The following is a 24,661-nucleotide window of genomic DNA, read 5'->3' as shown; positions in this document are numbered from 1 at the left end:
TTACAAGTGGTTTGAAATCCTGCCAAGAAGCAATCATTTACGAGTGAATCGAAACTAACTATGGGAGTACAGATGTCTTCTTTCATGAGTTAAAAATTACAATTATTAAAGAAAGACAAGATCTTTATCAATAGTGTGTTTTGCTAAGTCGGTTAATAGTATGAAAAACTAGACTGTGGAAAAGGAGTCAATTTCATTTAATACGCTAACTTCCATTAAAAATACTACATGTTGCTTGTGTATGGAAGTTAATTATAGACAAGCTCATCAATTGTTTATATACTACGTTACAATTTTCCTTAAAACTAGCGAAGGAAGCAAATAGTTGAGACTCCTGTGGGAACAGCACAAACCGAAGATCCTCTATAGAAGCGTTCTTTGCTTCTATAGATAGCTGAGGTTGTGCCCACGGAAAGCGAAACTATTTGCTTCCGAAGCGAGGCAAGAAATTACCTTATGTTGCAAGTGTCTATTACTCTTCTCCTATTTGTTCAGCAATTATCATTGAAAACCAAAAATAATCCAACAATAAAGTCATTATCGCGACTTTTATTGTTGGATTATTTGTTTCATATCTTCAGGTAAGGAAGACGTAAATGTGTGTCTTTCTTTCGTTAGTGGATGCGTAAAGGCTAATGAAACACAATGCAATGCTTGTCTTTTCATTACGCTGTTATCTCCCCCGTATAGATTATCGCCTAGTAAAGGATGACCAAGATGGGCTAAATGGACACGAATTTGATGCGTCCTTCCAGTTTCCAAAACAACATGCAGTAGTGAATATGCTGTTGTTTCCTCTAGCACTTGATAATGTGTTACCGAAGGCTTTCCATCTAAATCTACCATTCGTTCTACAATAGAATCTGGTTTTCGACCAATCGGTTGATCAATGGTTCCTTGTTTTGTTTCCATATGACCAGGAATAATTGCCTGATATTGTCTTGTAATATCACCAGACTTTTGACCATCTGCCAGAATAGAATGACTTAATCGATGCTTCGCTACAAGCAAAAGGCCAGATGTATCCCGATCTAATCTTGTAACGATATGTACCGTATAATCAATATTGTTTTTTGCGTAATGGTGTAAAATCCCATTGGCAAGTGTCCCTGTTGGATGATGATTGGATGGAATTGTAGCAACATTAGGCTCTTTATCAATTACAAGTACATCATCATCTTCATAGACAATATCAAGTGGCACTGCCTCTGGTTTCAAATACATACCGTGTTGCTCTGATGGAAAAGAAACTTCAATTAGATCACCTTGCTTTAAAACTTTTCGTACTGTGACAAACTCACCATTTACAGCGAGCGTACCTCCTTGAAACTTTATACCCTTTACAATTCTACGCGAAAAGCCTTGTACGTCTCTCAAATAATCGCGCAAAAGCATTTGATCATCATCTTTTTCAACATACCATTTCAAGCTTATTATCACCTTTCTATCTAATTACCTCTATCTATTGCTATTATCGTTCTTCTGAAATAAACGAATCACGGACACGTTTCCAAAATGGAAAAGGACGATACCTTGCAAAGCGAATTTTTTCTTTGGCTACTTTACATTCAATGGCTTTAATATTCATCACACTTTTCGTAATATGATCAATTGTGATTAAAAAACTCTGGTTGTCCTCAACAGGTAAAAATTTACAAACGTGATGCTTGGGTAACATTAACGAAGATCCAATTGTTCGATAAACCCTGTTATTAATTGATGACATCTCTGTAATCTGTAAGGAAGGTAATGATGGATGAATGATCGCACCACCTAATGCTTTATTATAGGCCGTACTACCAGATGGTGTCGAAATACATAACCCATCCCCACGAAATCGTTCAAAGTGCTCTCCCTTAATAGTAACGTCCAAAACAACCGAACCTTCAACTTTTTTAATCGACGTTTCATTTAGAGCTAAGTAATGTTCAGATGTTCCATCCTCTGAATGAATCATCATCGATAATAATGGATATTCAACAATTTGATACGGGTTTTTAGCTATTTCAATTACTAATTGTTCGATTTCCTCAGGTACCCAATCAGCATAAAAACCTAGATGACCTGTATGGACCCCGATAAAAGCTGTCTTGTCTAATCGTTCGCTATACGTTTGGAAAGCTTGTAAAAACGTTCCATCACCGCCTACTGAGATTGCTAAATCTGGCTCTATTTCATCATATTCTAAATCAAAATCTTCTAAGTATTGACACATTATTGCTTTAATACTTTCTGACTTATGGTCACCTTTAGATGTGATCGAAAATTTCATGAGTTACGAGGGGCCCCCTTCTTTATGTTTTGCATAAACTCTTTTTCTATGATAAATACGTTGTGCTTCTTGTACTTCATCTTTTATTTTTGCCATTTCTTCATCCAATTTAAATGCAGCTTCTGCAGCTCGTTTTAATCGCGCTTTTACATCTGTTGGGATTTGACCATCATATTTATAATTTAATGAATGTTCATTTGTTGCCCAAAAATTCATTGCAAGCGTCCTAATCTGAATTTCTGCAATTATTTGCTTCTCTCCACGCAGGGTAGCTACTGGATATCGAATAATCATATGATAGGATCGATATCCACTATCTTTTTCTGTTTCTATGTAATCTTTTTCTTCTACAATCGAAAAATCATTTCGCGCTTGTAACATACGAACAATGCCATAGATATCATCAACAAATTGACAAACAACCCGAACACCTGCAATGTCCTGCATCTCTTCTTCTATTTTATCAAACGACATGTTCTTACTACGCGTTTTTTCTATAATACTTGTTACAGGCTTCACTCGGCCAGTTACAAATTCAATGGGAGAATGTTTTGATTCAAATTCGTACTGTGCTCTTATACCTTTTAATTTCACCTTTAATTCTTCGACGACTTGCACATAAGGGGCCAAAAAAGCTTCCCAATTCACAATAGACACCACCTTATAAACATCATTCTTAACTTTTTCATATATCATTCCTATTGTAACACAATTTACCGTTTTTCAATTTGATTTAGCTTTATCTTTATTCTATATCTCTTTACTCGATATGACGAACCCTATTGCATATTATTCGACTTATCTAGGTGCATTGCACTATACTTATTTTAACAGATAAATTATATATTTCTATTTATGAGTCAAGGAGGTCGACTAATTGGTACAAGAGATTGAAATGGAAAGTAAAAATTTATTAACCGAAATGGAATACAACAAATTAATTGATTTTTTTGAACTACGTAAAGAAGATGCGCGAGCACAGATAAATCATTATTTTGAAACACCTACATTCCAATTAAAAAGCAAAGGAGCTGCACTTAGAATTCGCAAAAAGAATGATAAATGGCAGCTGACATTAAAAGAACCTTATCAAGATGGCTTATTAGAAACGCATGACACCTTAACTGAAAAAGAAGCAAATTCATGGATTAACAATAAACTTATTACGAAACCAGCAGTTAGACAACAGTTAGATAGTTTAGGGATCGACTTTCAAGCATTACGTTATGGTGGTTCATTAAAAACGAATCGAATTGAATTACCGTATAAACAAGCCCTTATTGTCATAGATTATAGTATATATAATAATACCTTCGATTATGAATTAGAAGTTGAATCAGACACAAAAAAAAATAGCGAAGATGTATTAAAAAAAATTATGGAACAATTACAAATAAGTAAAAAACCTACATTAAATAAAATTGAACGCTTTTATCTTTCATTAGAAAACAGATAAGTTGCCATAATATGTAGAACGCTGTTACAATTACTTATTAGAGGCAATAATCAAGACAGACAAAGGGGGTTTAAAGACATGAGTGACACTAATTCAATCTATGAAGCAATTGGTGGACATACTAAAGTAGAGTCTTTGGTGCATGCTTTTTATCGTTGTGTTGGTGAGCATCCTGATCTTATTCCTATTTTCCCAGAAGATTTGACGGAAACCGCAAGGAAACAAACACAATTCTTAATTCAATTTTTTGGAGGACCTTCTTTATATAACGAAGAACATGGACACCCCATGTTGAAAAGAAGACATTCACCATTTGCGATAACACCAACGAGAAAGAATGCTTGGTTAGCTTGTATGAACGAAGCATTAGAAGAAGTTAATATAGAAGAACCTTATCGAACAATCATATACGAGAGATTAACGAAAACAGCACACCATATGATGAATACACCTGAGAGAACGAAAGGAGAATCGCTGTGAGTTGGAATTCAATTGGGCCGTCATCTAACGTACAAGATCTAGAAGTAAAGAAACAGTTTGGATACTTTGATCTTCTGAAAAAGCCTGTAGAAATCTATCTCTTTGTTGATCCTCTTTGCCCTGAATGTTGGTCATTAGAACCAATTATAAAAAAATTAACGTTAGAATATGGACGTTTATTTACTATCAGGCCAATTTTAAGTGGACAGTTGGCATCGGTAAATCAAGATGCCACAGATAAACACAACTATTTAAGAGAAATGTGGGAAAGAACTGCATCCAGAACCGGAATGTGTTGTGATGGCGATTTGTGGTTGGAAGATCCAATAACATATCCATCCATCGTTTCGATCGCAATCAAAGCCGCCGAATTACAAGGTAAAAAAGCAGGGAAGAAGTTCTTACGAAAAATCCAAGAATATGCTTTTCTTAACAAAATGGATATATCGAAAGAGAAAAATCTACTCGCTTGTGCCGAAGCAGCAGAATTGGATTTAGATGAATTTAAAAAAGACTTATACTCGAACTCTGCTAGAGAAGCATTACAATGTGATTTGAAATTAGCCAATGAAATGGAAGTAGAGTACATTCCTTCCATTGTATTTTTTAATGAAACTGAAAATGAAGAAGGTTTGAAATTATCTGGTGTATACGCTTATGATATATATGTAAATGTCTTACAACAAATGCTACAAAAAGAAGTGAAAGCGTCTGAAAAACCTAGTTTAGAAGCTTTTTCTGCACATTTTCAGTTTTTCGCGACAAAAGAAGTTGCTGTTGTTTACGATTGGTCAAACGAAAAGGCACTTAAAGAAATGAAAAAGCTACAATTAAAACAACTCGTAAAACAAGTACCAGTAAAGCATGGTTACTTTTGGAAGTATATTGGTTAAAAATAAAGAGGTGTTCTGTGTGTTGTACAGATCGCCTCTTTTTTTGTGAAAAAAAAGATGATGTCAGTGACATCATCTTGCACCAAGTCTATCACTAGACAAGGGGGGATGGGAGAAAGTTTCAGGTCAAACAAAGGGGTTTGTTTGTTAAACATCTCACAGTTAGAATATAACAACTTCTGAAGATATAAGCAATACGTTTGATCACTATTTCACAAAAATGTCATACTTCTAGGATTATATACGCGTACATACTATTATAATAGTTACTTTTATGGAGGAGATTTATATGCGACGATATTATCCATATATGTTTTTACTGCTTGCTTGTTGTGCCTTTATTCTAAATATATTTGCTCTAATGGATATCATTCCAATGCTTCTTACCTTGCCTTTACTTTTCACTTCAATTTATTTCACTCTGTTTTCATTTACACACAAGCGTACTTTTCGAGGATTTAAATAACGCCAGTCACATCTCATGATGTAACTGGCGTTATTTATTTACTCAAGTTTGTCTAACAGTGTTTCCATTTCAATTAGTTTTTCTTCAAAGACAGCTAATGCTTGTAATATCGGTTGCTTATCTGTCATATCTACACCGGCCTTTTTCAAGACTTCAATAGGAAAGTCACTGCTGCCAGCTTTTAGAAAACCAAGATAGCGATCAACAGCCGGCTGTTTTTCTTTTAGAATTTGTGATGCTAATGACTGTGCAGCAGCATACCCTGTAGCATACTGATAAACATAGTAATTATAATAAAAGTGAGGTATTCTAGCCCACTCCAAACCAATTTCTTCATCTGAAACAATTTCGTCGCCAAAGTACTTTTTATTTAAAGCATAATATTCTTCTGTTAACTTATCTGGGGTTAATGCTTCCCCTTTTTGGTCTAACTGATGGATAGTGTGTTCAAATTCAGCAAACATTGTTTGTCTGAATACAGTGCCACGAAATCCTTCTAGGAAATGATTCAATAAGAATAATTTCTCTTTATCATCGCTTGTCTGTTCAATCATATATTCATTTAGTAATGCCTCATTACACGTTGAAGCAACTTCTGCTACGAAAATAGAATAATCTCCATAACGGAAAGCTTGATTTTCTCTTGTATAATAACTATGCAACGAGTGACCAAGCTCATGACCTAATGTAAATAAATTATTTAAGTTATTCTGCCAATTCATAAGAATATAGGGATTCGTTCCATAAGATCCAGAAGAATAGGCACCACTTCTTTTTCCTTTGTTCTCTTCAACATCTACCCAGCGGTTAGTAAAGCCTTCTTGTATTCGACCAACATACTCTTCACCTAATGGAGCCAATCCTTTTAAGATGTGCTCTTGTGCTTCTTTATAGCTATATTTCATTGAAACATCTTTAACAAGCGGTGTGTATAGATCGTACATATGCAATTCATCTAATTGCAGCACACGTTTTCTTAATGCAACATATCGATGCATTAAATCAAGTCGGTCATTAACAGCTTCAACTAGATTATCATATACCTTTTCAGGGATATTGTTATTGTCCAAAGCCGCTTGACGAGCCGAGTCATAATTTCGTACTTTCGCATTAAAATTATGTTTTTTTACTGCTCCGGATAAAGTAGAGGCAAATGTATTTATAAAGCTTCCATAAGTACCATATACAGCTTTAAATGCATCACGTCTTACTTCAGGTTTATCGGACTCTAAAAAGTTAATATACCGCCCGTGTGTTAATTCTACTTCTTCCCCCTCATCGTTCTTAACCATTGGGAATTTTAAATCTGCATTATTCAACATACCAAATGTTTGTGATGCATTACCAGTTACTTCTGAAACTTCAGCAAGTAATACTTCTTCTTTTTCACTCAAAATATGCTCTTTTTGTCTGGTAATCTCTCCTAATGCATGTTGATAATGCTTTAATTCTGGTTTCTTTTCATAAAATGCCTTAAGCGTCTTTTCACCCATATCTAAGATTTCCGGTACTATAAAACTCATTGCACTAGAAAACTGTGTAATTAGATTCTCCGCTTTCGAATTAATTGCTTGATACACTGAATTTGTAGTATCTTGATCATAGCGCATATGCGCATATGTATAAAGCTTACCAATTCGCTCTGATACTTCATCTTGTAATACTAATAAGTTGTATAGTTTATCTTCTGATGTAGCAAGTTTTCCTTGATAGTCAGTAAATTTCGGGATAACCTTCTTTAGAGCTTCTAACTCGACTTGCCACTCTTCATCAGTTGTGAAGATATCTTCCAATCTCCAGGTATTTTCAATTGCTACTTCATCTCTCACTTGTAACTTTTGATTTGCTTTTGCCAACGCAATTACCTCCTCTGTTCTTATTTCACTTTTAATTGTCTCTACTTACTATTATAACTTACAATCTAGAATTCATGTGTCATCCTGCTCATATTCTCTAATTGTCGAACGATTTCTGTGTCTGCTCTCATTGCTTCATCGACTGTAGTGTAAACTTTAAATTGTCTTTGCAATTGATAATACACTGTTGATACTTTTTTTATAATTTGAAGGTGCTCCAATTGGTGAAGGTATTCCGCTACGGGGTTGCTTGTAGGGTAAATTAGTGGGTATGCATGGCTTGGTTCTATATATGCTTGTAAATATGCCTGACATTCTTTTAACGTGAAAGTAGGTCTTTTTTCAAAAAAATCAATACAGAGTCGACTTTGCCAATTCCATGGTGGTACCTTCATCTTCCACTGACTTAGTACTGGGAGATGAATAGCAGCAGATATAGTACTTGGTGACACACCTTTTAAATATAACCATTGCCTCCATTGTCCTTCTGTTGTTTGCATCGTATACTGTGGTTGTAAACGAAATCGCTTCTTCTCTTTTAACCATAGAGAATAGAATTGATTATTTTTAACTTGATTCGAATCAAACAACTGGATAAAAGAAAGTGCATGTAATGGTACAAATTCTAAATTACCTATCGTTCGCTTGCCACCTGTTAGAATTATATTTTTATAAATCGCAAGTTGTTGTGTTTGAGGACAGTAAAAGAAGAGTCTAGTTGCCATTGATGCGTTAAACTGGAGAAGGAAATGGCGATCACTTGGAGTTAAGTCTATAGTTGCATTTGTTATTCGTCTCATCCGGTTACCACCTAGTATCCAGAGTGGTATAATTCCAGCTTTCAAATAGCCTTGTGTTCGTTTAAGAAATGTTTTAATAGGAATATTAGCACATTGATATTCAATTGCTATTTGCTTTTCAGCAATCCTGATAAAAATGTCTGGCCTTTGTTTTATTTCTGGTAAATACTTTTCTAACGCAACAAGTAATCCCTGTTTTTTAAACCATTTATATAAATCTAATTTACCTTGCTCATGATATTTACCTTCTCCTCCAGCTGTATTAGCACAATTAGCGTTTTTTTTATGCGCAAAGTGAGCAATCATTTTATAGCCATTCTTAACAATAACTTGTTGCATACATACAGGACAATAAAAACGGTATTTTTGTTTATATACGTTAATTTTTGCTAACGGTAGCATTGCTAGTATAATCACCTGTCCATCTTCCGTAATTGCTTGTAACAACTATATTCCCCCCCTCGTTATTCATTTGATAACTATGTTCGACAGGTAATCGCAAAACTCCTTCTTTTCAAACAAAAAAAGCACTCACTTATGAATGCTTTACTTTTGCGGAAAATAGCTTTGTATTTGATTTAGTGCATCTTCTTCAAAGATAACTTTTCCATATTCCCGCAACATATGTTCTGTCACGTTTGTTTGTCGGCCAAATTCTAATAGTTGACTCACGATATTATCTTGTTGATCATCGTCCAGAAAAACATCATCAAACTCAACTAATAAAATATAACGATCTTTATAATGGTATAGTTTATCATTAATTCCTTCAGCTGCTTTTGTTTGATAACTTAATTGGATAACATCTTCAAAATCTGCAAATCCAATAATAAATGTTAAATCCGCATCTATTGCTTGAATTGCATCATCATCGTCTTCCTCTTCGTCATCACTTCCAAATTTCTCATCTAATAACGATTCAATCTTTTCATCCATTGGCAAATCAAATGAATTACCGTGTTCAGATGGCAATTCTAAATTTTGACCGTCTTTAGAAATTTGTGCTTTTGTTACAACGATCTCTAAGCCTTTGTCTAGCGCTTGTACTTGAATCCAAAGTGGTCCATCTATGCTAAATTCATCACCATTATAATTAACTTCGTCCATAACTTGCCAAAAGAGTTGTTCACTCTTTTCTCGGTTATACCAAATTTCTTCTCGATTAAAACCACGATGTTCAATGTCCTTGTAGGATACATAGAATTTTACTGTGTTTTCATTAATTCTTTCTATTTCCATTTGTTAGCTCTCCCTTCTAAATATAAGTAGGTGGAAGGGATATCTTCACCTATTATACCTTACCCTTATTTATAACAAGTTAACCATCTTTATATTGTTATTAATCCATACTTCTATTCTATGATAAAACATACGAAATTGAAAATAGAAATGCCTATAAATTTAAATTTTCTCACTTTTGTCACATTATCCATTCCGTAAGAAAGTTTACTTATTTTAAAATAAATAGTGAAAGTATATACTAACGTACATTAGGTAGTTTGTCATTTAATACGATTAAAAAAAATGAAAACGCAGATCCTATTTACAGGTTCTGCGTTTTTTTAGTTAGTTTACCATACGTTGAGCTTCACGTAATTGGAAAGTACGTACTTTTCTTGGTAAAAATCTTCTGATTTCATCTTCATTATATCCAACTTGTAAACGTTTATCATCAATAATAATTGGACGACGAAGAATACCAGGGTTTTCTTGAATTAAATCAAACAGATCCTTTAAAGCCATTTGCTCAAAATCAACTTTTAGTTTTTGAAATACTTTCGATCTTGTTGAAATTATTTCATCTGTTCCATCTTCAGTCATACGTAATATTTCCTTGATCTCATCCAGGGTCAGGTTATCGGAGAAGATATTTCTTTCATAATATGGAATCTCATGTTCTTCTAACCATGCTTTTGCTTTCCGACAAGATGTACAACTTGGTGAGGTATAAAGTGTTACCATTGTACTTCACTCCTCAATAAATGATTTTATTTTAATTCATTAGTATTTAACTTTAAAAAACTTATTACATTACAATTACTTTAAATAACTCTTATAATATAAGTATACTATAGTTGTCAATATTACGATATAGCTTTGTATATTTTTACTTAAAAATTACACATTTACGATTATAATATGTCTGTTGTAATTATTATTCCCATTTTAAAATAGGGTTAAACCTATTTCCGAAAATTATTTTCTCTCACTGTACAAGGCTTTTTCAAACAATCATACTTCTTAATATAAGATTATCTTATCATGCAATTATCTTTTTGTAAACTATCTCGAATTCGAGCCTTTTATTCAACTTTACTCTTTCTACGTCCATTACTGCACAATATTTTTTTCAATACGTAACATGTAATTGAAAAAGGAAACCTCCCAATTTCCTATGGAAGGTTTCCTTCTTATGCTTAATCTTATACTTTTTCTTTCAATACATCAAAGATATCATCCGTATCTCTTTTCTCGTCATATGATAAAACTTCTTCAGCTGATTGATAGGCTTTTCCGTAAATTTGTTCATCTTTATACGTGTGAATATCCTCATACATTTTTCGCATTTGCTTATAAATCATTTCTTCATCTTCATTAGATGGAGCCCAATACAGAATTTCCAATGGGATTTCTTCATTCGTTGCTAAAGAACGTCTATTATAACCAATCGATTGTGCATGTTTAAAGCCTTCACGTTGATAGAAACGTAATCTCTTTTCAGAATCAGTCTCTTCATAATCAACTGGTTCCACTTCCAAAATAATTGGTTTTTGTTTCGTTTTTAAGGTGTTAATTAATTTATGCCCGAGTCCCTGTCCTCTAGACTTAGATGAAACATATAAATAATCGATAAAAATAAAAGTTTTAAATTCTGCGTACATTAATACATGATTTTGACCCTCATCTTTATAATATACATCGCTTTTTTCTTTAAGTAACATTTCCATGTGTTTTCTAGATTTCATTTCTTCAATTGGAAAGTACTCATTTAATTTTTCATACCAATTCATGAATTTACTCCCTTGTTTTTTATCTTTTTATTATTTTAAAATGTCCACCTTATATTATAACGAAAAGTCAGACATTTGTTAAATCGGTTTAAAGGCTCTCTGTCTATGTATACCCTTATATTTGATTATTAATACGATGTTAGCGTAACATAGTCAAAAAAACTCCTTCTCGCTAACGAAAAGGAGTTCTTACAGCGTATTAACTAGTCTAAAGGTGTATAATCAACATTTTCTGTATAGGTATTTCCTGCATTCCAAAGTAGAAACTCTGTGATGTTATTTTCATTTAATGCCTTTATTTGTGCTTCAACTTCTGCTACACCATACTGTTTTGTAGCACCACTATATAACCAAGGTGCCTCAAAATCTTGAATCCATGGTCGTGATACTGGTGGTTCTTCTAAAGCACCCAATACCTCATTCTCAACTTCAGCATATGCTTTAATTAATTCATAAGGCTCTTTATCAGGAAAATCAATCCCAAAGTATGGGGTCCAGTGACTCGGATAAACCATTGATGAAATAACATCTACATTTTCTGAAATTTTCGAGAAATTCTGCCCAATTCCCGGTGTTTCTTCTATTGTAGCGGCATAACCAAAGATATCTACTGATACATCTATACCATATGAGTTAAGTTCTTCTCTAGCATAACCAACAAAATCTGTTACAGCTTGGACACGTTTTTTGATGTTGTTCATATCAACATCTTTATAATCCCCAAGCGTGTAAGTTAGATCTTCATCTCGTTTTTCGAAACCTTCTGGAAAGCGAACATAGTCAAATTGAACATCCTGAAAACCTAAATCTACAGCCATTTTTGCTATTTCTACATTATGCTCCCAAACCTCTTTCGAAAATGGGTTTACAAATGATTCGCCTTTATTATTCGTCCATACCTTACCATTTTCCTTAAATGATAAATCAGGTCGTTCATTAGCTAAAACCGTATCCTTAAAAACAACAATTCGTGCAATAGGATATATCTCTTTTTCCTCAAGAACTTTTAACATTTCCCTTGGATCATCTATCATATTTTTGGCAATGTCATAATATGGTGAATCTTCATCTGGTCTAAAAGTAAGATTACCATTATCATCTTTAATGTCAATTACCATAGCATTTAAATCTGATGAATCAACTAAATCTAATAATGTCTTAAATCTACTTCCCCCTGCAGAATGACCTGTTACATAGATCCCTCGTACAGCATCTGGATAAGTAAACGTTAAACCTGAATCATAGGAAAATCGTGCTAATCGCTTCGTATTATCATAAGCAGTTAGATTAACTTCTTTTGTTGCAACTTCACTTGCTATCATTACTTCTGTATCTGGTGCACCATATGTACTTGTAGGTATCACTAAAGCGAGAAGGAGAAAAGTAATGATAAGTAAAGTCTGTCGTTGTTTATTCTCCATTTCATCAAACTCCCCAATTATTTATTTACTCTTATTATATAAGAAATGATGACAAAATAATACGATATCTTACAAATTTATTTTGCATCTATTTCCAACAATAGAAAAAAATGCTACCACATTGATTATGGTAGCATTTTTAGCATCACTTAACGAGTTGTTTTTTATAAGCTTCAAATTCTTTTGTTGTACATAAAACTTGATGATTCGGACTAACTTCTCGAAATACAGGTTCTTCACTTGTGTCATGATCTGATGGATCATAAGTAGTTCGAACACGACTTCGCTCATAATTAGGATCCGGTAAAGGAATTGCAGATAATAACGATTTTGTATACGGATGTAATGGGTTTTTGTATAACTCATCACTAGTAGTTAATTCAACAATTCTCCCATAATACATTACCGCAATTCGATCACTAATATATTTAACCATTGATAAATCATGTGCAATAAACAAATACGTATATCCGTGTTCTTTTTGTAGTTCTTTTAACAGATTAACAACCTGTGCTTGAATAGACACATCAAGGGCAGAGATTGGTTCATCCGCAATAATAAACTCTGGATCCACAGCTAAAGCACGAGCAATTCCTATACGTTGACGTTGTCCACCACTAAATTCATGCGGATAACGATTTCCGTGCTCTTTATTTAATCCAACACGTTCTAATAAGTCTTCAACTCTAGCTTTACGTTCTTGCGTATTTTTTACTAATCCGTGTACATCTAATCCTTCAGCAATAATATCCATTACCGTCATTCTTGGATTTAAAGACGCATAAGGGTCTTGGAATATCATTTGCATTTTTTGATTAAATATTTTTAAATTTGCTTTAGATTTCTTTCCATGGACATCAATACCATTGAATTTCACATTACCGTCTGTCGCATCATATAATCGAATAATACTTCGGCCTGTTGTTGATTTACCACAACCAGACTCTCCAACAAGACCAAATGTTTCTCCTTTATAGATATCAAACGTAACACCATCGACAGCTTTTACGACACTATGTCTGCCTGTTTTAAAATGTTGTTTCAGATTTTGTACTTCTAATAATTTTTCGCGGCTCATGACTTATCCTCCCCCTCATTCGAACTAGAGGCGCCTGTTTTAGCAAAACCTTTCATTCTACGTTGTACAGGAGCAGGCGGTTCAACATGCGGTGCATACTCATGTAATAACCAAGTTGCTGCATAGTGTGTATCTGAAACCTTAAACATTGGTGGTTCCATTTCTTTATCAATTTCTAAAGCATATTCATTACGAGGTGCAAATGCATCTCCTTTAGGTGGCTTTAACATATCTGGCGGTGATCCTGGAATAGCCACTAGACTCTCTTCCGTACTATCTAGAGTTGGCATCGACGCAAGTAATCCCCATGTATATGGATGTTTCGGATTATAAAAAATTTCATCCGCAGTACCTATTTCAACAATTTTACCAGCATACATAACAGCTACACGATCTGCAACGTTAGCAACCACACCCAAATCATGCGTGATAAATATAATCGAACTATCTGTTTTCTTCTGAATATCTTTCATTAACTCTAAAATTTGTGCTTGAATCGTTACATCTAGTGCAGTTGTTGGTTCATCTGCAATAAGAATTTTTGGATTACAAGCTAAGGCAATTGCAATAACGACACGTTGTCTTTGCCCACCTGAGAATTGATGTGGATATTGATCCACACGCTCTTTTGGTTCTGGAAGACCTACTAACTCTAATAATTCAATCGTTCTTTCTTTTGCTTTTGAACGACTCATTTTTTGGTGTTTAATCAAACCTTCCATAATTTGTGTTCCTATTTTCATCGTTGGATTTAGAGATGTCATCGGATCTTGAAAGATCGTTGAAATATCCTTTCCACGAATTGCTTGCATTTGACGTTCACTTAACTTTGCTAAATCTTTTCCATCAAATAATATTTCACCTTCTTTAATACGTCCAGGAGGTGAAGGAATAAGACGAGTCAATGCTCTAGTCGTTACGGACTTCCCAGAACCAGACTCACCTACAATTGCTAATGTTTCTCCCTTTTTCAAATCAAAGGTAACACCACGAACTGCTTTCACTTCTCCTCCATGCGTATCAAAGGAAACATGTAAATTATTTACTTCTAATATATTATCCATTCTTACACCTACCCCCTATTCACGCATTTTTGGATCTAATGCATCACGAAGACCATCAGCCAATATGTTAAAGCCAATCATAACTAATGACATAACGATAGCTGGGAAAATCATTATATGAGGATTAATTTGCAGTGCTTTAAATCCTTCATTTATTAATGTACCTAGAGAAGCATCTGGTGCTTGTAATCCTAGTCCGATAAAGCTTAAAAACGCCTCAAAAAATATGGCACTAGGTATAGTAAACATTGTATTTATAATAATCATACCAACTGTATTTGGTATTAAATGTTTCGTTAAAATACGCGTATGTGATGATCCAAGTGTTCTTGATGCTAAAACAAACTCTTGATTTTTAAGTTTCAGTACCTGTCCACGGACTATCCTGGCCATGCCAGTCCAACCGGTTATTGTTAAGGCAATAATGATCGCCATTATCCCAGGATCTAATACCATAATCATTAAGATAACGACAACTAAATTTGGTATCCCGACTAATACTTCAATGATACGTTGCATCACATTATCTACTCGTCCACCAAAGTATGCTGAGATGCCACCATATGCAACACCGACCAACATATCAATCATAGCTGCAACTAGTGCAATTAATAAGGATACTCTAGTTCCTATCCAAACACGTGTGAAAATATCACGTCCTAGTGCATCTGTACCAAACCAATAGTATTCTGTAATATTTTTATCTGCATAAGCATCAAAATAACCTACAACTTTTGCTGATTCAGGAGAACCGTCTCCTTCTTCTTTCACATCAAACGTCATATTTGATAAGTCAGTTTGTGTGAAACGTGTTAATGCTGACTGTTTTGCTTCTTCTACTGTTGTTGCTTCAAATACTTCGCTTTTTGTACCATCTAATCGTAAAAAGCCAATTTCTTCTAAACCTTGGATTTTAGGTGGTAATCTAGAAAGACTTAACTCTTGATCATTTAGTCCGTGACTTGTTAATAATGGTGCAAACAAGGACATCAACACGATCAACATGATTACTATCATACCAAATATGGCGCCAGGGTTTTTTCGCAATCGAATCCAAGCATCTTGCCAATACGATAAACTTGGTCGACTTATTTTTTCACTTTTCTCTTCATCTATTTTTGCAGGAACAAATAAATCTTTGTTTAGTTTTTCCTTATCCATTAATCTTTCCCTCCTGCTAGTCGAATCCTTGGATCAATAATTCCATAAAGAATATCGATTACTAAAATTATAAAAATGAAGAAAAAGGCAAAGAACAGTGTTGTTCCCATGATTATTGAAAAGTCGTTTGTCATGATAGAACGAACAAATTGTTCCCCAATTCCTGGAATTGAAAAGATCTGCTCAATTACAAGTGTTCCAGTCATTAAGCTTACAGCCATTGGCCCCATTACAGTAACTAATGGAATTAAAGCATTTCGCAAGCCGTGTTTAAATAAAATACCAGCTTTTGTGACGCCTTTTGCTCTCGCTGTAACAATATAATCAGATCCTAATACTTCAATCATTTCTGTTCGTAAGAAACGAGCAGAAATTGCCATTGGGAAAATGGCTAACGCAATAGTTGGCATGATTGTTTGTTGAAATGTTCCCCAAAAAGCAACGGGTAACAGACCTAAACGAACCCCGATGAAATATTGCATTAAACCAGCAAATATAAACGATGGTATTGATATACCAATAACCGAGATAATATTTGCACTATAATCCATCCATGAATTATTCCTAATTGCAGCAACTAAACCTAGCAACATTCCTAAAAATGTTCCAATCAATAGTGCTTGTATACCTAATTGGGCCGATACAGGAATCCTACTTAGTAAGATATCTGTAACAGGTTGGTTTTTCATTTGAAATGAAATACCTAAATCCCCTTGTGCTAAGTTACCCATATATCTCAGATATTGAATTGGAACAGGATCATTTAATCCATATTTATCTAAAATAATTTCTCTTTGAGCTTCTGTAACCTTTTGTTCTGCTGTCAGAGGAGACCCGGGAAGCATTTTCATGAGGATAAATGAAAATGTGGCGATAATAATTAACGTTGCAAGCATGTATCCTAAACGTTGTAATATATACTTTGCCATTATAAACCCTCCTATCATATAGTCGTATGGAATGTTCAAATAATTCAAAAATCTTTCTCAAATGGAAAAAGAGAGCATATGCCCATTAGGCATTACACTCTCTTTCCAAGAGTTTCTCATCTTGGTTTCCAACTTACTGCATTACTATTTACTCTATATATGCATTCTTATAAGAGAAGTCAGCACCCATTGGGTTGAAAACAACACCTTTAACAGATGTTCTCCATAGATAAGCACGTGAACGCTGATAAACTGGCGCAATCGCTGCATCATCCATTAGAATTTTCTCTGCTTCTAAGAAGTTTTCATAACGTTCTACTGGCTCTGTGATTAATTCATTATTTGCTTCAGAAATTAATGCATCATACTCTGGATTTTCATAGTTCATAGTCATATAAGGTGAAGTTGATGTCCACATTTCTAACCATGTATTTGGGTCGATGTAATCTGGACCCCAACCAGAATTTTGAATATCATAATCACTTGCTTCATCACGTGAGATACGTTCTTCAAAAGGAACAGATGAAAGCTCAATTGTTAGGCCCTCAAGGTTTCCTTGTAACTGGTCCATGATGTAAGCATCCATATCTTGCCCAAGATCAGTGTCTCCACCAAGATAACGTAATTCAACTGACTCTACACCTAATTCTTCAAGACCTGTTGCCCAATACTCTTTGGCAGCTTCTTGATCTTCAGTAAGTAAGTCTCCATTAATAGCACGGAAATCTTCTCCTGATTCTGGATGTGTAGTGAAATCTTGTGGTACTGCACCATTTGATACAACAGATCCATTTGCAAGAATAACATCTACAAGATCTTGTTTACCAATTGACATTGCAATTGCTTTACGAATGTTCTTGTTACCAAGTGCTTCATTATCTTGGTTTAATTTCAAGTAAAATAAAGTTGGTTCAGGTAAAGTTGTATAATCTTCTTGACCTGCGTATTGTTCAACAAATTCAGCAGTTAAACCAGCGCGATCAATTTCACCTGTGTTATAAAGGTTAACAGCAGTACTTGTTTCTTTCACAACACTTACATTAATTGTTTCAAGTTGTACACTTTCTGCATCCCAATAGTCTTCATTTTTAACGAGTGACCATTGATCTGGATTATCTCCTGTTGGATTCCAATCATTTAATGTGAATGGTCCGTTAAATAGTAAGTTATCAGAAGATAACGCATAATCTTCGCCTTGTTCTGTAACAAACGCTTCGTTAAGCGGTAAGAACGTTCCAAAAGTTAATAAACTATGGAAGTATGGTACTGCTTTCTCTAAAGTAATAAGCAATTCTGTATCACTTACTGCTTCCACACCTAATTCTTCTATGTCTAATTCGCCATTATTAATAGCTTCAGCATTTTTAAGTACACCATTCATCATAAACGGACCATACTCAGATCCTGTTTCTGGATTAACAGCTCGTCTCCAAGCAAAAACAAAGTCATTTGCTGTAACTGGATCTCCATTTGACCAAACAGCATCATCACGTAATGTGATTGTCCATTCTAAACCATCTTCGCTTATTTCAGGCTCTCCTGCAGCAATTGCAGGTTGTGGTACTACATCTTCATCTAAACGATATAGACCTTCCATGCTTTCACCTAAGAATTGAAATGCAACCTGATCTGTTGCTTGTGATGAATCCATCGTAGGAATCTGTGATGCCTCGACTAAGTTTAGTACTTGTTCCGTTGAACTTTCCTCTTCTGTTCCCTCTGTATCCCCTGTTTCTGATGTATCGTCTCCACCAGAACACGCAGCCAAGAACATGCTTAAAGCTAGTGCAAGGACTAGCAACAACCAATTTGACTTTCTCATAATAAAATGACCTCCCCATATTTTTAATTCTCTAATAATTCTGCGAGTAATTTAACTCACAACTTGAATTATACAAGTTTTCAAACAATTTTGCATTATTTTTTTACAATAATTTTGCACAATCACACACAAAACCCACAAACTTAACATTCTTATAACAAAAAATAGGGCTAAATACCTATATTTGTAATCGTTTCTGTCATATTCCTATTATCTTCGTATCTTAATACCTCTATTCATTTAAAATATGCTATACTACTCGTTGTCAAAATAAGTGAAGGTTGTGATTCTATTTTGCAAATATTCCGAAACTCCTTTTTTCAGTTAATGCTTAATTTATTTATTAGTTTGTTACTATTTCTATTATTTTCTCCTAAACTCCATTTCGTCTTTTATATAGATATTATCTTTTATTTCAGTTTAGCTTATTTATTATGTTGGATGATTTTTTTTACAATCAAAGGACGTTTTTTTGATGGTGTCATCTATGGGTTTCGAAAAGTTGGGAATGGCGTTTTACGCAAATTGGCGTTTGATGATTGGGAAGATAAGCCGATGCCTTCAACAAAAGTTAGTCCGTCATTTCTCGGTTTTCTTTTAACGCAGGGCCTATACTTATTAGTAATCATGTTTATCTTGCTTTTCATATACTATATCTAAACTTGCATGTTGATTTGATTTTAGATATAATTTTATATTAATAAAGCGTTGATAAAGCATAGGATTTAATCCCTCTGGTTTTTAGAGAGTCTGATAAGCTGCGAACAGACACCAAGGGTTAATGAAACTGGGGCTTTAGAGCTTGTAAGTGTATAATCACTTACCGTTTAACAGGCGTTATCTGTGACATTTTGTCTAAAAGTGATCTCATGTTCCTGAGATAATAAGGGTGGCACCGCGGTTTATTCGTCCCTTAGTATTAGGATTATGGGATTTTTTTATGTTTATAAACAGAAGGGTGATAAAAATGAAAACAATCTTTTCAGGCATTCAACCAAGTGGAATGCTAACAATTGGGAACTATCTAGGGGCAATGAAACATTTTGTTGATTTACAAGAAGATCATGAATGCTATTTTTGTATCGTTGATGAACATGCGATTACGGTACCACAAGATCGCTTAAAACTTCGCGATAATATTCGATCACTGGCAGCTCTTTATTTAGCATCAGGTATTGATCCAGATAAATCAACTTTATTTATTCAATCTGAAGTTCCTGCACACACACAATTAGGATGGATGATGCAAACAGTCAGCTATATTGGTGAATTAGAAAGAATGACACAATTTAAAGATAAGTCTGCTGGTAAAGATGGTGTTTCTGCAGCACTATTAACCTATCCTCCATTAATGACAGCAGATATATTGTTATACAATACGAATATTGTCCCTGTTGGTGAAGACCAAAAGCAACATTTAGAATTGGCACGCAATTTGGCACAACGGTTTAACCGAAAATATAATGACATCTTTACTTTACCGGAAATTAGCATTCCAAAAGTTGGTGCACGGATTATGTCTTTGCAAGAACCAACTAAAAAAATGAGTAAATCTGATGAAAATCAAAAGGCATCTATCTTCATGCTTGATGATCCAAAGAAAATTGAGAAAAAGATTAAGAGTGCTGTTACTGATTCAGAAGGTATCGTTAAATTTGATAAAGCAAACAAACCGGGCATTAGTAATTTATTAACTATTTACGCTAGTTTTACTGGTGATTCAATTAAAGATATCGAAAGTAAATTTGAAGGAATAGGCTACGGTCCATTTAAACAAGCTACTGCTGACGTTGTTATTGAAACATTACAACCAATCCAGGAACACTATCAAGCATTAATTTCTTCACCTGAATTAGATCACATTTTAGACAATGGTGCAGAAAAGGCTTCTCTAATAGCTAATAAAACATTAGCAAAAGCTAAAAAGGCAATGGGACTAGCTAGAGTTAGAAAAGACAAATAGTATCAATGAAAAAGGTGTAGGAGAATTATTTCTTCTACACCTTTTTCATTATTCCATTATAGTATTCTTTTATAGGTTTGATTTTTCGGTTCACTCTCTTCAAGCTCCCATATTTTTTCAAAAAATGGCTGTCCCTTAATTATTTTCTTACAAAAGACTTCATGACCAATTGACCAACCACTTACAAGTTCTTGATACAGCGTATGCCAAGCAGTATCTTCATTCATCTTTCGGATTGCATGGTAACGTTGTGGTGCCCACTCTGTTAACCAGTATTGTAATTCTTCTTTATTATTTGTACGTTCTAATTGATCAAGTGTCATCATTAGTAGTTGTTTTAATTGTCGCTCTCTTCGTGTTAAACCTAACATTTCCTTTGGTGACAAGGATAAAATATGATGTGATTTTTCTGTTTTTTTTGTATCGATTGTAAATGTTGGTTTGACTGTTTTATCGATCATTTCGTAAACCAATCGTTCTTGTCGGGGGATCAACCTACTTTTTCGAATTGGTATATGATAACCCATTGTATCAAAGACAAGCACTTCTTTTGAGTCCGTGACTATGCAAGCATACTCTAGCGGAATTCTTTCTTGGTTTTTGCGTAAGTAAGCCCGATTTTTAATATGATCTAACATTTTCTTTGGCAAATCTGCTAAATCATTTTCAATTAAATCAAATAATGTGTGATTCACATGAATAACTGGCACTTGATCTAGTATTTCAATTCCATCATGCTTTCGCCATTCATGAAAATCACAAACGTTATATCCATTCTCTTCTCCTTCAAACCAATTCACCCAAACATCATGTAAATATTGCATATGTAACTCACTCCCAGCCATCATCTGCTTTAATTCGTTATAAAGAGATGAACGAATCTTGATTTAGCAATCAGTATGACCAACTCACGAAAAATTATTCAATGAAACAATCGTGGTAACTTCGGAATCGCCAATGTAATCATGATAATTCCTAATAAAAAAAGGTAACATTCAGCCCGAGTTTGGATGAACATAAAATAGTCTATCCAGGTTAATCCTGCAGGTATAAGATTTATATATAAAATAATCGTCACGCCTCCAGCAACAGCTAGTCCAAAACCTATTAAAAATAAAAGTAGATAAAACAATATATCTATCACCTCTTTGGCCTGTCCATCTTTAGATTAACTATATGTTTATCTAACATAAATAATGATTTTTCAAATTAAAAAGCCCTAACTGTTATAAATCACAGCTAAGGCTTTAATTTTTTTATTTAAAATTCAAAAATAGATAGAAATTGCGACGTATTGGAACTTTCTTACCCGCTACGTCAGCAAATGGATTCCCTTTCAGTGGGCACAGCCTAAAGCTTTCATTGGTAAAGAAAAACACTTTACCAAGTGGATCTTCGGCTTGTGCTGTTCCCACTAGAGTGTCACCCAATTGCTTCCTTCGCTAGAAAGAACTTAAAGTCCGAAAAGGTCTGTTATTGTTGATATTGCAACTTCATCAATAAACATATTACCGACCAGCGATGAAAATTCACTACGACTCCTGCAGGAACAGCGCGATCTGAAGATCCACTTGGAAGTGTATTTCTTCCAAGTTAGCTGAAGACGTGCCTGCGGAAAGCGTAGTGGATTTTTAGAGCGTGATAAGACGTTAAATTACGTCACAGTTGATGATAACTCTGACATAAGGAAAGTTACGTCTTAATTTATTAGTTACTTCAAAACCAGTAGTTATTTGATCAAACATCGTGTGATTAATATTTTTTAAATATTAACGTCGCATTGTGTCCACCAAAGCCCAATGAGTTGCTTAATGCAACATTTACTGTCTTTTTAATTGCCTGATTTGGTACATAGTTCAAATCACACTCAGGGTCTGGTGTTTCTAAATTAATCGTTGGTGGAATGATACTGTCTTCAATTGCCTTGATACATGCAATTGCTTCTACTGCACCAGCTGCACCTAACAGGTGACCTGTCATTGATTTTGTAGATGATATCGAAACATTATAAGCATGTTCACCTAAAACAGTCTTCATTGCTTTTGTTTCAAATGCATCGTTTAATTGGGTGCTTGTCCCATGTGCATTGATATAATCAATTGAACTAGCATCGATTTCGGCGTCATCAATAGCCTGTTGCATGGAACGACTCGCACCATCACCCTCAGGAGCAGGCGCTGTAATATGATGCGCATCACCTGCAGAACCGTAACCAACTATTTCCGCATAGATTTTTGCGCCTCGTGCTTCTGCTGATTCTAAAGACTCTAATATAAGAATACCAGCACCCTCACCCATTACGAATCCATCTCTATTTTTATCAAATGGGCGACTTGCCGTTTTCAAGTCATCATTAAAGGACAGTGCTTTGGCAGTAGAGAACCCAGCGAAGGCCATGTTTGTTAGTGGAGCTTCTGCACCGCCACTGATCATGACATCTGCATCACCACGTTCAATTACTTTAAAAGCATCTCCAATTGAATTTGTACCAGTAGCACAAGCTGTCACTGTACAAGAATTAATCCCTTTCGCACCTAACTGTATCGAAACTTGACCCGCAGCCATATCTGGAATTAACATTGGTACGAAAAACGGACTAACTCTTCGATACCCTTTATCAAGAAATTTCCTGAATTGTTCTTCATAAGTAGCCATACCACCAATTCCAGAACCAATCCACACACCCACACGTGGTGCAATTTCATCTGTTATGTCTAATTTCGCATCTTCAACTGCCATTTTAGCAGCAGCCACAGCGTATTGGGTGAATAAATCCATCCGCTTTGTTTCCTTTTTATCCATGTAGATTGTTGCATCCCAATCTTTAACTTCAGCAGCAACTTTAACTGGGAATTCATCTTTATTTACTTTAGTAATATAATCAATTCCAGAATTACCTTCAATTAGATTACCCCATAAAGAATCTATTGTATTTCCTAATGGACTAACGGTTCCTAGACCTGTAACAACAACACGTTTTTTTTCCATACAATTCTCCTCCTTCAATCGAATCTTCTAGTATAATTTCACAATCACTAATTTTTTCAAAAAATTATCTTCCCCACTTCATCGCAATTGCTCCCCAAGTTAATCCGCCACCAAAGCCAACTAACACAATCAGATTACCATCTTTAACATCACCATTTTGTACCGCTTCTGATAAAGCAATCGGAATGGATGCAGATGATGTGTTACCAAATCTTTTAACGGATGTTGCCATTTTTTCAACTGGAATACCTAATTTATTTCTTGCCGCTTCCATAATACGAATGTTTGCTTGATGTGGGATTAAATAATCAACATCTTCTTTCGTATAGCCTGCTTTTTCCACCACGTGAAGCGATGATTCAGGCATTTGACGAACAGCAAATTTAAAAACTTCTCTTCCATTCATACTAATAAAATCCTTATCTTGGTATAAGTGCTTTCCACCGCTTCCGTCAGCACCTAATTCAAAGGAAAGAATACCCTTATCATCACTTACTTCTCCGACAACGACAGCTCCCGCACCGTCTCCGAATAAGACACATGTATTTCTATCAGTCCAATCCGTTATTTTAGAAAGCTTCTCAGCTCCAACAACTAATATGTTTTTATACACAGCAGTATCAATAAATTGCTTTGCCGTAACTACCCCATACATAAACCCTGCACATGCAGCACTTAGATCCATTGCCGCTGCCTTTGTTGCCCCTAGTCTATCTTGTAACATACAAGATACTGTAGGAAAAGGCGTATCTGGTGTTACCGTTGCAACTAAAATTAGATCTATATCAGCACCTGTAATATTTGCTGCCTCCATTGCACGAATTGCAGCTTCGTAGGCCATATCAGAAGTATCCATTGTGTCTTCTGCAATACGACGTTCTTCAATACCAGTTCGCGTTCGAATCCACTCATCATTTGTATCTACAATTTTTTCTAAATCTGCATTTGTAACTATTTTATCTGGGACATAGTGTCCTGCTCCAATAATACCTGCACGCATT

24 protein-coding genes and 1 other annotated feature are annotated in these 24,661 nt (G+C 34.8%); of the genes, 5 read left to right on the top strand and 19 right to left on the bottom strand.

The features are described from left to right. Positions 1 to 549: 549 nt before the first annotated feature. Genes D2K60_RS20140 through yjbM form a run of 3 tightly spaced genes read right to left on the bottom strand, consistent with a single transcriptional unit; the run spans position 550 to position 2,920 of the window. Positions 550 to 1,428, bottom strand: coding sequence for an RluA family pseudouridine synthase (locus D2K60_RS20140; protein ID WP_240335357.1), 879 nt, complete (start codon positions 1,426 to 1,428; stop codon positions 550 to 552). Between the two features lie 43 nt (positions 1,429 to 1,471). Beyond that, the gene (locus tag D2K60_RS20135) at positions 1,472 to 2,272 is read right to left on the bottom strand and encodes an NAD kinase (protein ID WP_117170898.1); all 801 of its coding nucleotides are present in this window, start codon (positions 2,270 to 2,272) and stop codon (positions 1,472 to 1,474) included. Positions 2,273 to 2,275: 3 nt separating this feature from the next. Next, the gene (gene yjbM / locus D2K60_RS20130; RefSeq protein ID WP_117170897.1) at positions 2,276 to 2,920 is read right to left on the bottom strand and encodes a GTP diphosphokinase; all 645 of its coding nucleotides are present in this window, start codon (positions 2,918 to 2,920) and stop codon (positions 2,276 to 2,278) included. 229 nt (positions 2,921 to 3,149) lie between these two features. Here yjbM and D2K60_RS20125 point away from each other — a divergent pair, with 229 nt between their 5' ends. The 3 genes from D2K60_RS20125 (at position 3,150) to D2K60_RS20115 (ending at position 5,101) form a co-directional block, all read left to right on the top strand. Beyond that, a complete protein-coding gene (locus tag D2K60_RS20125; protein ID WP_117170896.1) occupies positions 3,150 to 3,728 on the top strand; it encodes a CYTH domain-containing protein in 579 nt (192 codons plus the stop codon). Positions 3,729 to 3,806: 78 nt separating this feature from the next. After that, entirely contained in the window at positions 3,807 to 4,208 is a 402-nt protein-coding gene (locus tag D2K60_RS20120) for a globin domain-containing protein (RefSeq protein ID WP_117170895.1), read from the top strand. After that, the gene (locus D2K60_RS20115) at positions 4,205 to 5,101 is read left to right on the top strand and encodes a ClpXP adapter SpxH family protein (RefSeq protein WP_275896257.1); all 897 of its coding nucleotides are present in this window, start codon (positions 4,205 to 4,207) and stop codon (positions 5,099 to 5,101) included. The genes D2K60_RS20120 and D2K60_RS20115 overlap by 4 nt, the downstream gene beginning before the upstream one ends. 504 nt (positions 5,102 to 5,605) lie before the next feature. On the opposite strand, the gene pepF is transcribed toward D2K60_RS20115, so the two are convergent. From pepF to D2K60_RS20060, 11 genes are all read right to left on the bottom strand, one after another. Further along, positions 5,606 to 7,423, bottom strand: coding sequence for an oligoendopeptidase F (pepF, locus tag D2K60_RS20110; protein WP_117170894.1), 1,818 nt, complete (start codon positions 7,421 to 7,423; stop codon positions 5,606 to 5,608). Between the two features lie 65 nt (positions 7,424 to 7,488). Continuing rightward, positions 7,489 to 8,670, bottom strand: a complete 1,182-nt coding sequence (locus D2K60_RS20105) for a competence protein CoiA (RefSeq protein WP_117170893.1) — start codon at positions 8,668 to 8,670, stop codon at positions 7,489 to 7,491. Positions 8,671 to 8,769: 99 nt separating this feature from the next. Beyond that, positions 8,770 to 9,462, bottom strand: coding sequence for an adaptor protein MecA (mecA, locus tag D2K60_RS20100; protein ID WP_117170892.1), 693 nt, complete (start codon positions 9,460 to 9,462; stop codon positions 8,770 to 8,772). 327 nt (positions 9,463 to 9,789) lie between these two features. Then, positions 9,790 to 10,185, bottom strand: a complete 396-nt coding sequence (gene spxA, locus D2K60_RS20095) for a transcriptional regulator SpxA (RefSeq protein ID WP_117170891.1) — start codon at positions 10,183 to 10,185, stop codon at positions 9,790 to 9,792. A 461-nt stretch (positions 10,186 to 10,646) separates the two neighbouring features. Next, complete coding sequence (locus tag D2K60_RS20090; RefSeq protein ID WP_117170890.1) at positions 10,647 to 11,234, bottom strand: GNAT family N-acetyltransferase; 588 nt, start codon at positions 11,232 to 11,234, stop codon at positions 10,647 to 10,649. A gap of 203 nt (positions 11,235 to 11,437) precedes the next feature. After that, a complete protein-coding gene (locus D2K60_RS20085; RefSeq protein ID WP_117170889.1) occupies positions 11,438 to 12,655 on the bottom strand; it encodes a putative glycoside hydrolase in 1,218 nt (405 codons plus the stop codon). 145 nt (positions 12,656 to 12,800) lie between these two features. Next, positions 12,801 to 13,733: an ABC transporter ATP-binding protein gene (locus D2K60_RS20080; protein ID WP_117170888.1), complete on the bottom strand. Its 933-nt coding sequence runs from the start codon at positions 13,731 to 13,733 to the stop codon at positions 12,801 to 12,803. Further along, positions 13,730 to 14,797: an ABC transporter ATP-binding protein gene (locus D2K60_RS20075; RefSeq protein ID WP_117170887.1), complete on the bottom strand. Its 1,068-nt coding sequence runs from the start codon at positions 14,795 to 14,797 to the stop codon at positions 13,730 to 13,732. The genes D2K60_RS20080 and D2K60_RS20075 overlap by 4 nt, the downstream gene beginning before the upstream one ends. Positions 14,798 to 14,812: 15 nt before the next feature. Continuing rightward, a complete protein-coding gene (gene opp3C / locus D2K60_RS20070; protein WP_117170886.1) occupies positions 14,813 to 15,958 on the bottom strand; it encodes an oligopeptide ABC transporter permease in 1,146 nt (381 codons plus the stop codon). Beyond that, positions 15,958 to 16,887, bottom strand: coding sequence for an oligopeptide ABC transporter permease (gene opp3b, locus D2K60_RS20065; protein WP_117170885.1), 930 nt, complete (start codon positions 16,885 to 16,887; stop codon positions 15,958 to 15,960). Before opp3b ends, opp3C begins: the two co-directional genes overlap by 1 nt. A 148-nt stretch (positions 16,888 to 17,035) precedes the next feature. Beyond that, a complete protein-coding gene (locus tag D2K60_RS20060) occupies positions 17,036 to 18,709 on the bottom strand; it encodes a peptide ABC transporter substrate-binding protein (protein WP_117170884.1) in 1,674 nt (557 codons plus the stop codon). 327 nt (positions 18,710 to 19,036) lie between these two features. Here D2K60_RS20060 and D2K60_RS21380 point away from each other — a divergent pair, with 327 nt between their 5' ends. Further along, positions 19,037 to 19,369 (top strand): DUF3899 domain-containing protein, encoded by a 333-nt coding sequence (locus D2K60_RS21380; protein ID WP_420818835.1) that lies wholly within the window; start codon positions 19,037 to 19,039, stop codon positions 19,367 to 19,369. A 39-nt stretch (positions 19,370 to 19,408) separates the two neighbouring features. Next, positions 19,409 to 19,626: a binding site (T-box leader), on the top strand. 50 nt (positions 19,627 to 19,676) lie between these two features. After that, positions 19,677 to 20,672 (top strand): tryptophan--tRNA ligase, encoded by a 996-nt coding sequence (gene trpS, locus D2K60_RS20050; RefSeq protein WP_117170882.1) that lies wholly within the window; start codon positions 19,677 to 19,679, stop codon positions 20,670 to 20,672. 56 nt (positions 20,673 to 20,728) lie between these two features. Here trpS and D2K60_RS20045 read toward each other — a convergent pair whose 3' ends face one another. From D2K60_RS20045 to D2K60_RS20030, 5 genes are all read right to left on the bottom strand, one after another. After that, positions 20,729 to 21,496 carry a YjbA family protein gene (locus tag D2K60_RS20045; RefSeq protein WP_117170881.1) on the bottom strand — a complete coding sequence of 256 codons (768 nt, stop codon included), beginning with the start codon at positions 21,494 to 21,496 and terminating at the stop codon, positions 20,729 to 20,731. 98 nt (positions 21,497 to 21,594) lie between these two features. Then, positions 21,595 to 21,804 (bottom strand): YuzI family membrane protein, encoded by a 210-nt coding sequence (locus D2K60_RS20040; protein WP_117170880.1) that lies wholly within the window; start codon positions 21,802 to 21,804, stop codon positions 21,595 to 21,597. A 124-nt stretch (positions 21,805 to 21,928) separates the two neighbouring features. Then, positions 21,929 to 22,102 (bottom strand): hypothetical protein, encoded by a 174-nt coding sequence (locus D2K60_RS20780; protein ID WP_162880802.1) that lies wholly within the window; start codon positions 22,100 to 22,102, stop codon positions 21,929 to 21,931. Between the two features lie 322 nt (positions 22,103 to 22,424). Continuing rightward, a complete protein-coding gene (gene fabF / locus D2K60_RS20035) occupies positions 22,425 to 23,660 on the bottom strand; it encodes a beta-ketoacyl-ACP synthase II (protein WP_117170879.1) in 1,236 nt (411 codons plus the stop codon). A gap of 64 nt (positions 23,661 to 23,724) precedes the next feature. Beyond that, positions 23,725 to 24,660 carry a beta-ketoacyl-ACP synthase III gene (locus D2K60_RS20030; protein ID WP_117170878.1) on the bottom strand — a complete coding sequence of 312 codons (936 nt, stop codon included), beginning with the start codon at positions 24,658 to 24,660 and terminating at the stop codon, positions 23,725 to 23,727. Position 24,661: the final 1 nt, after the last annotated feature.

The sequence above is a fragment of the Paraliobacillus sediminis genome (assembly GCF_003426055.1).
This window is presented reverse-complemented; position numbering and strand designations above follow the sequence as displayed.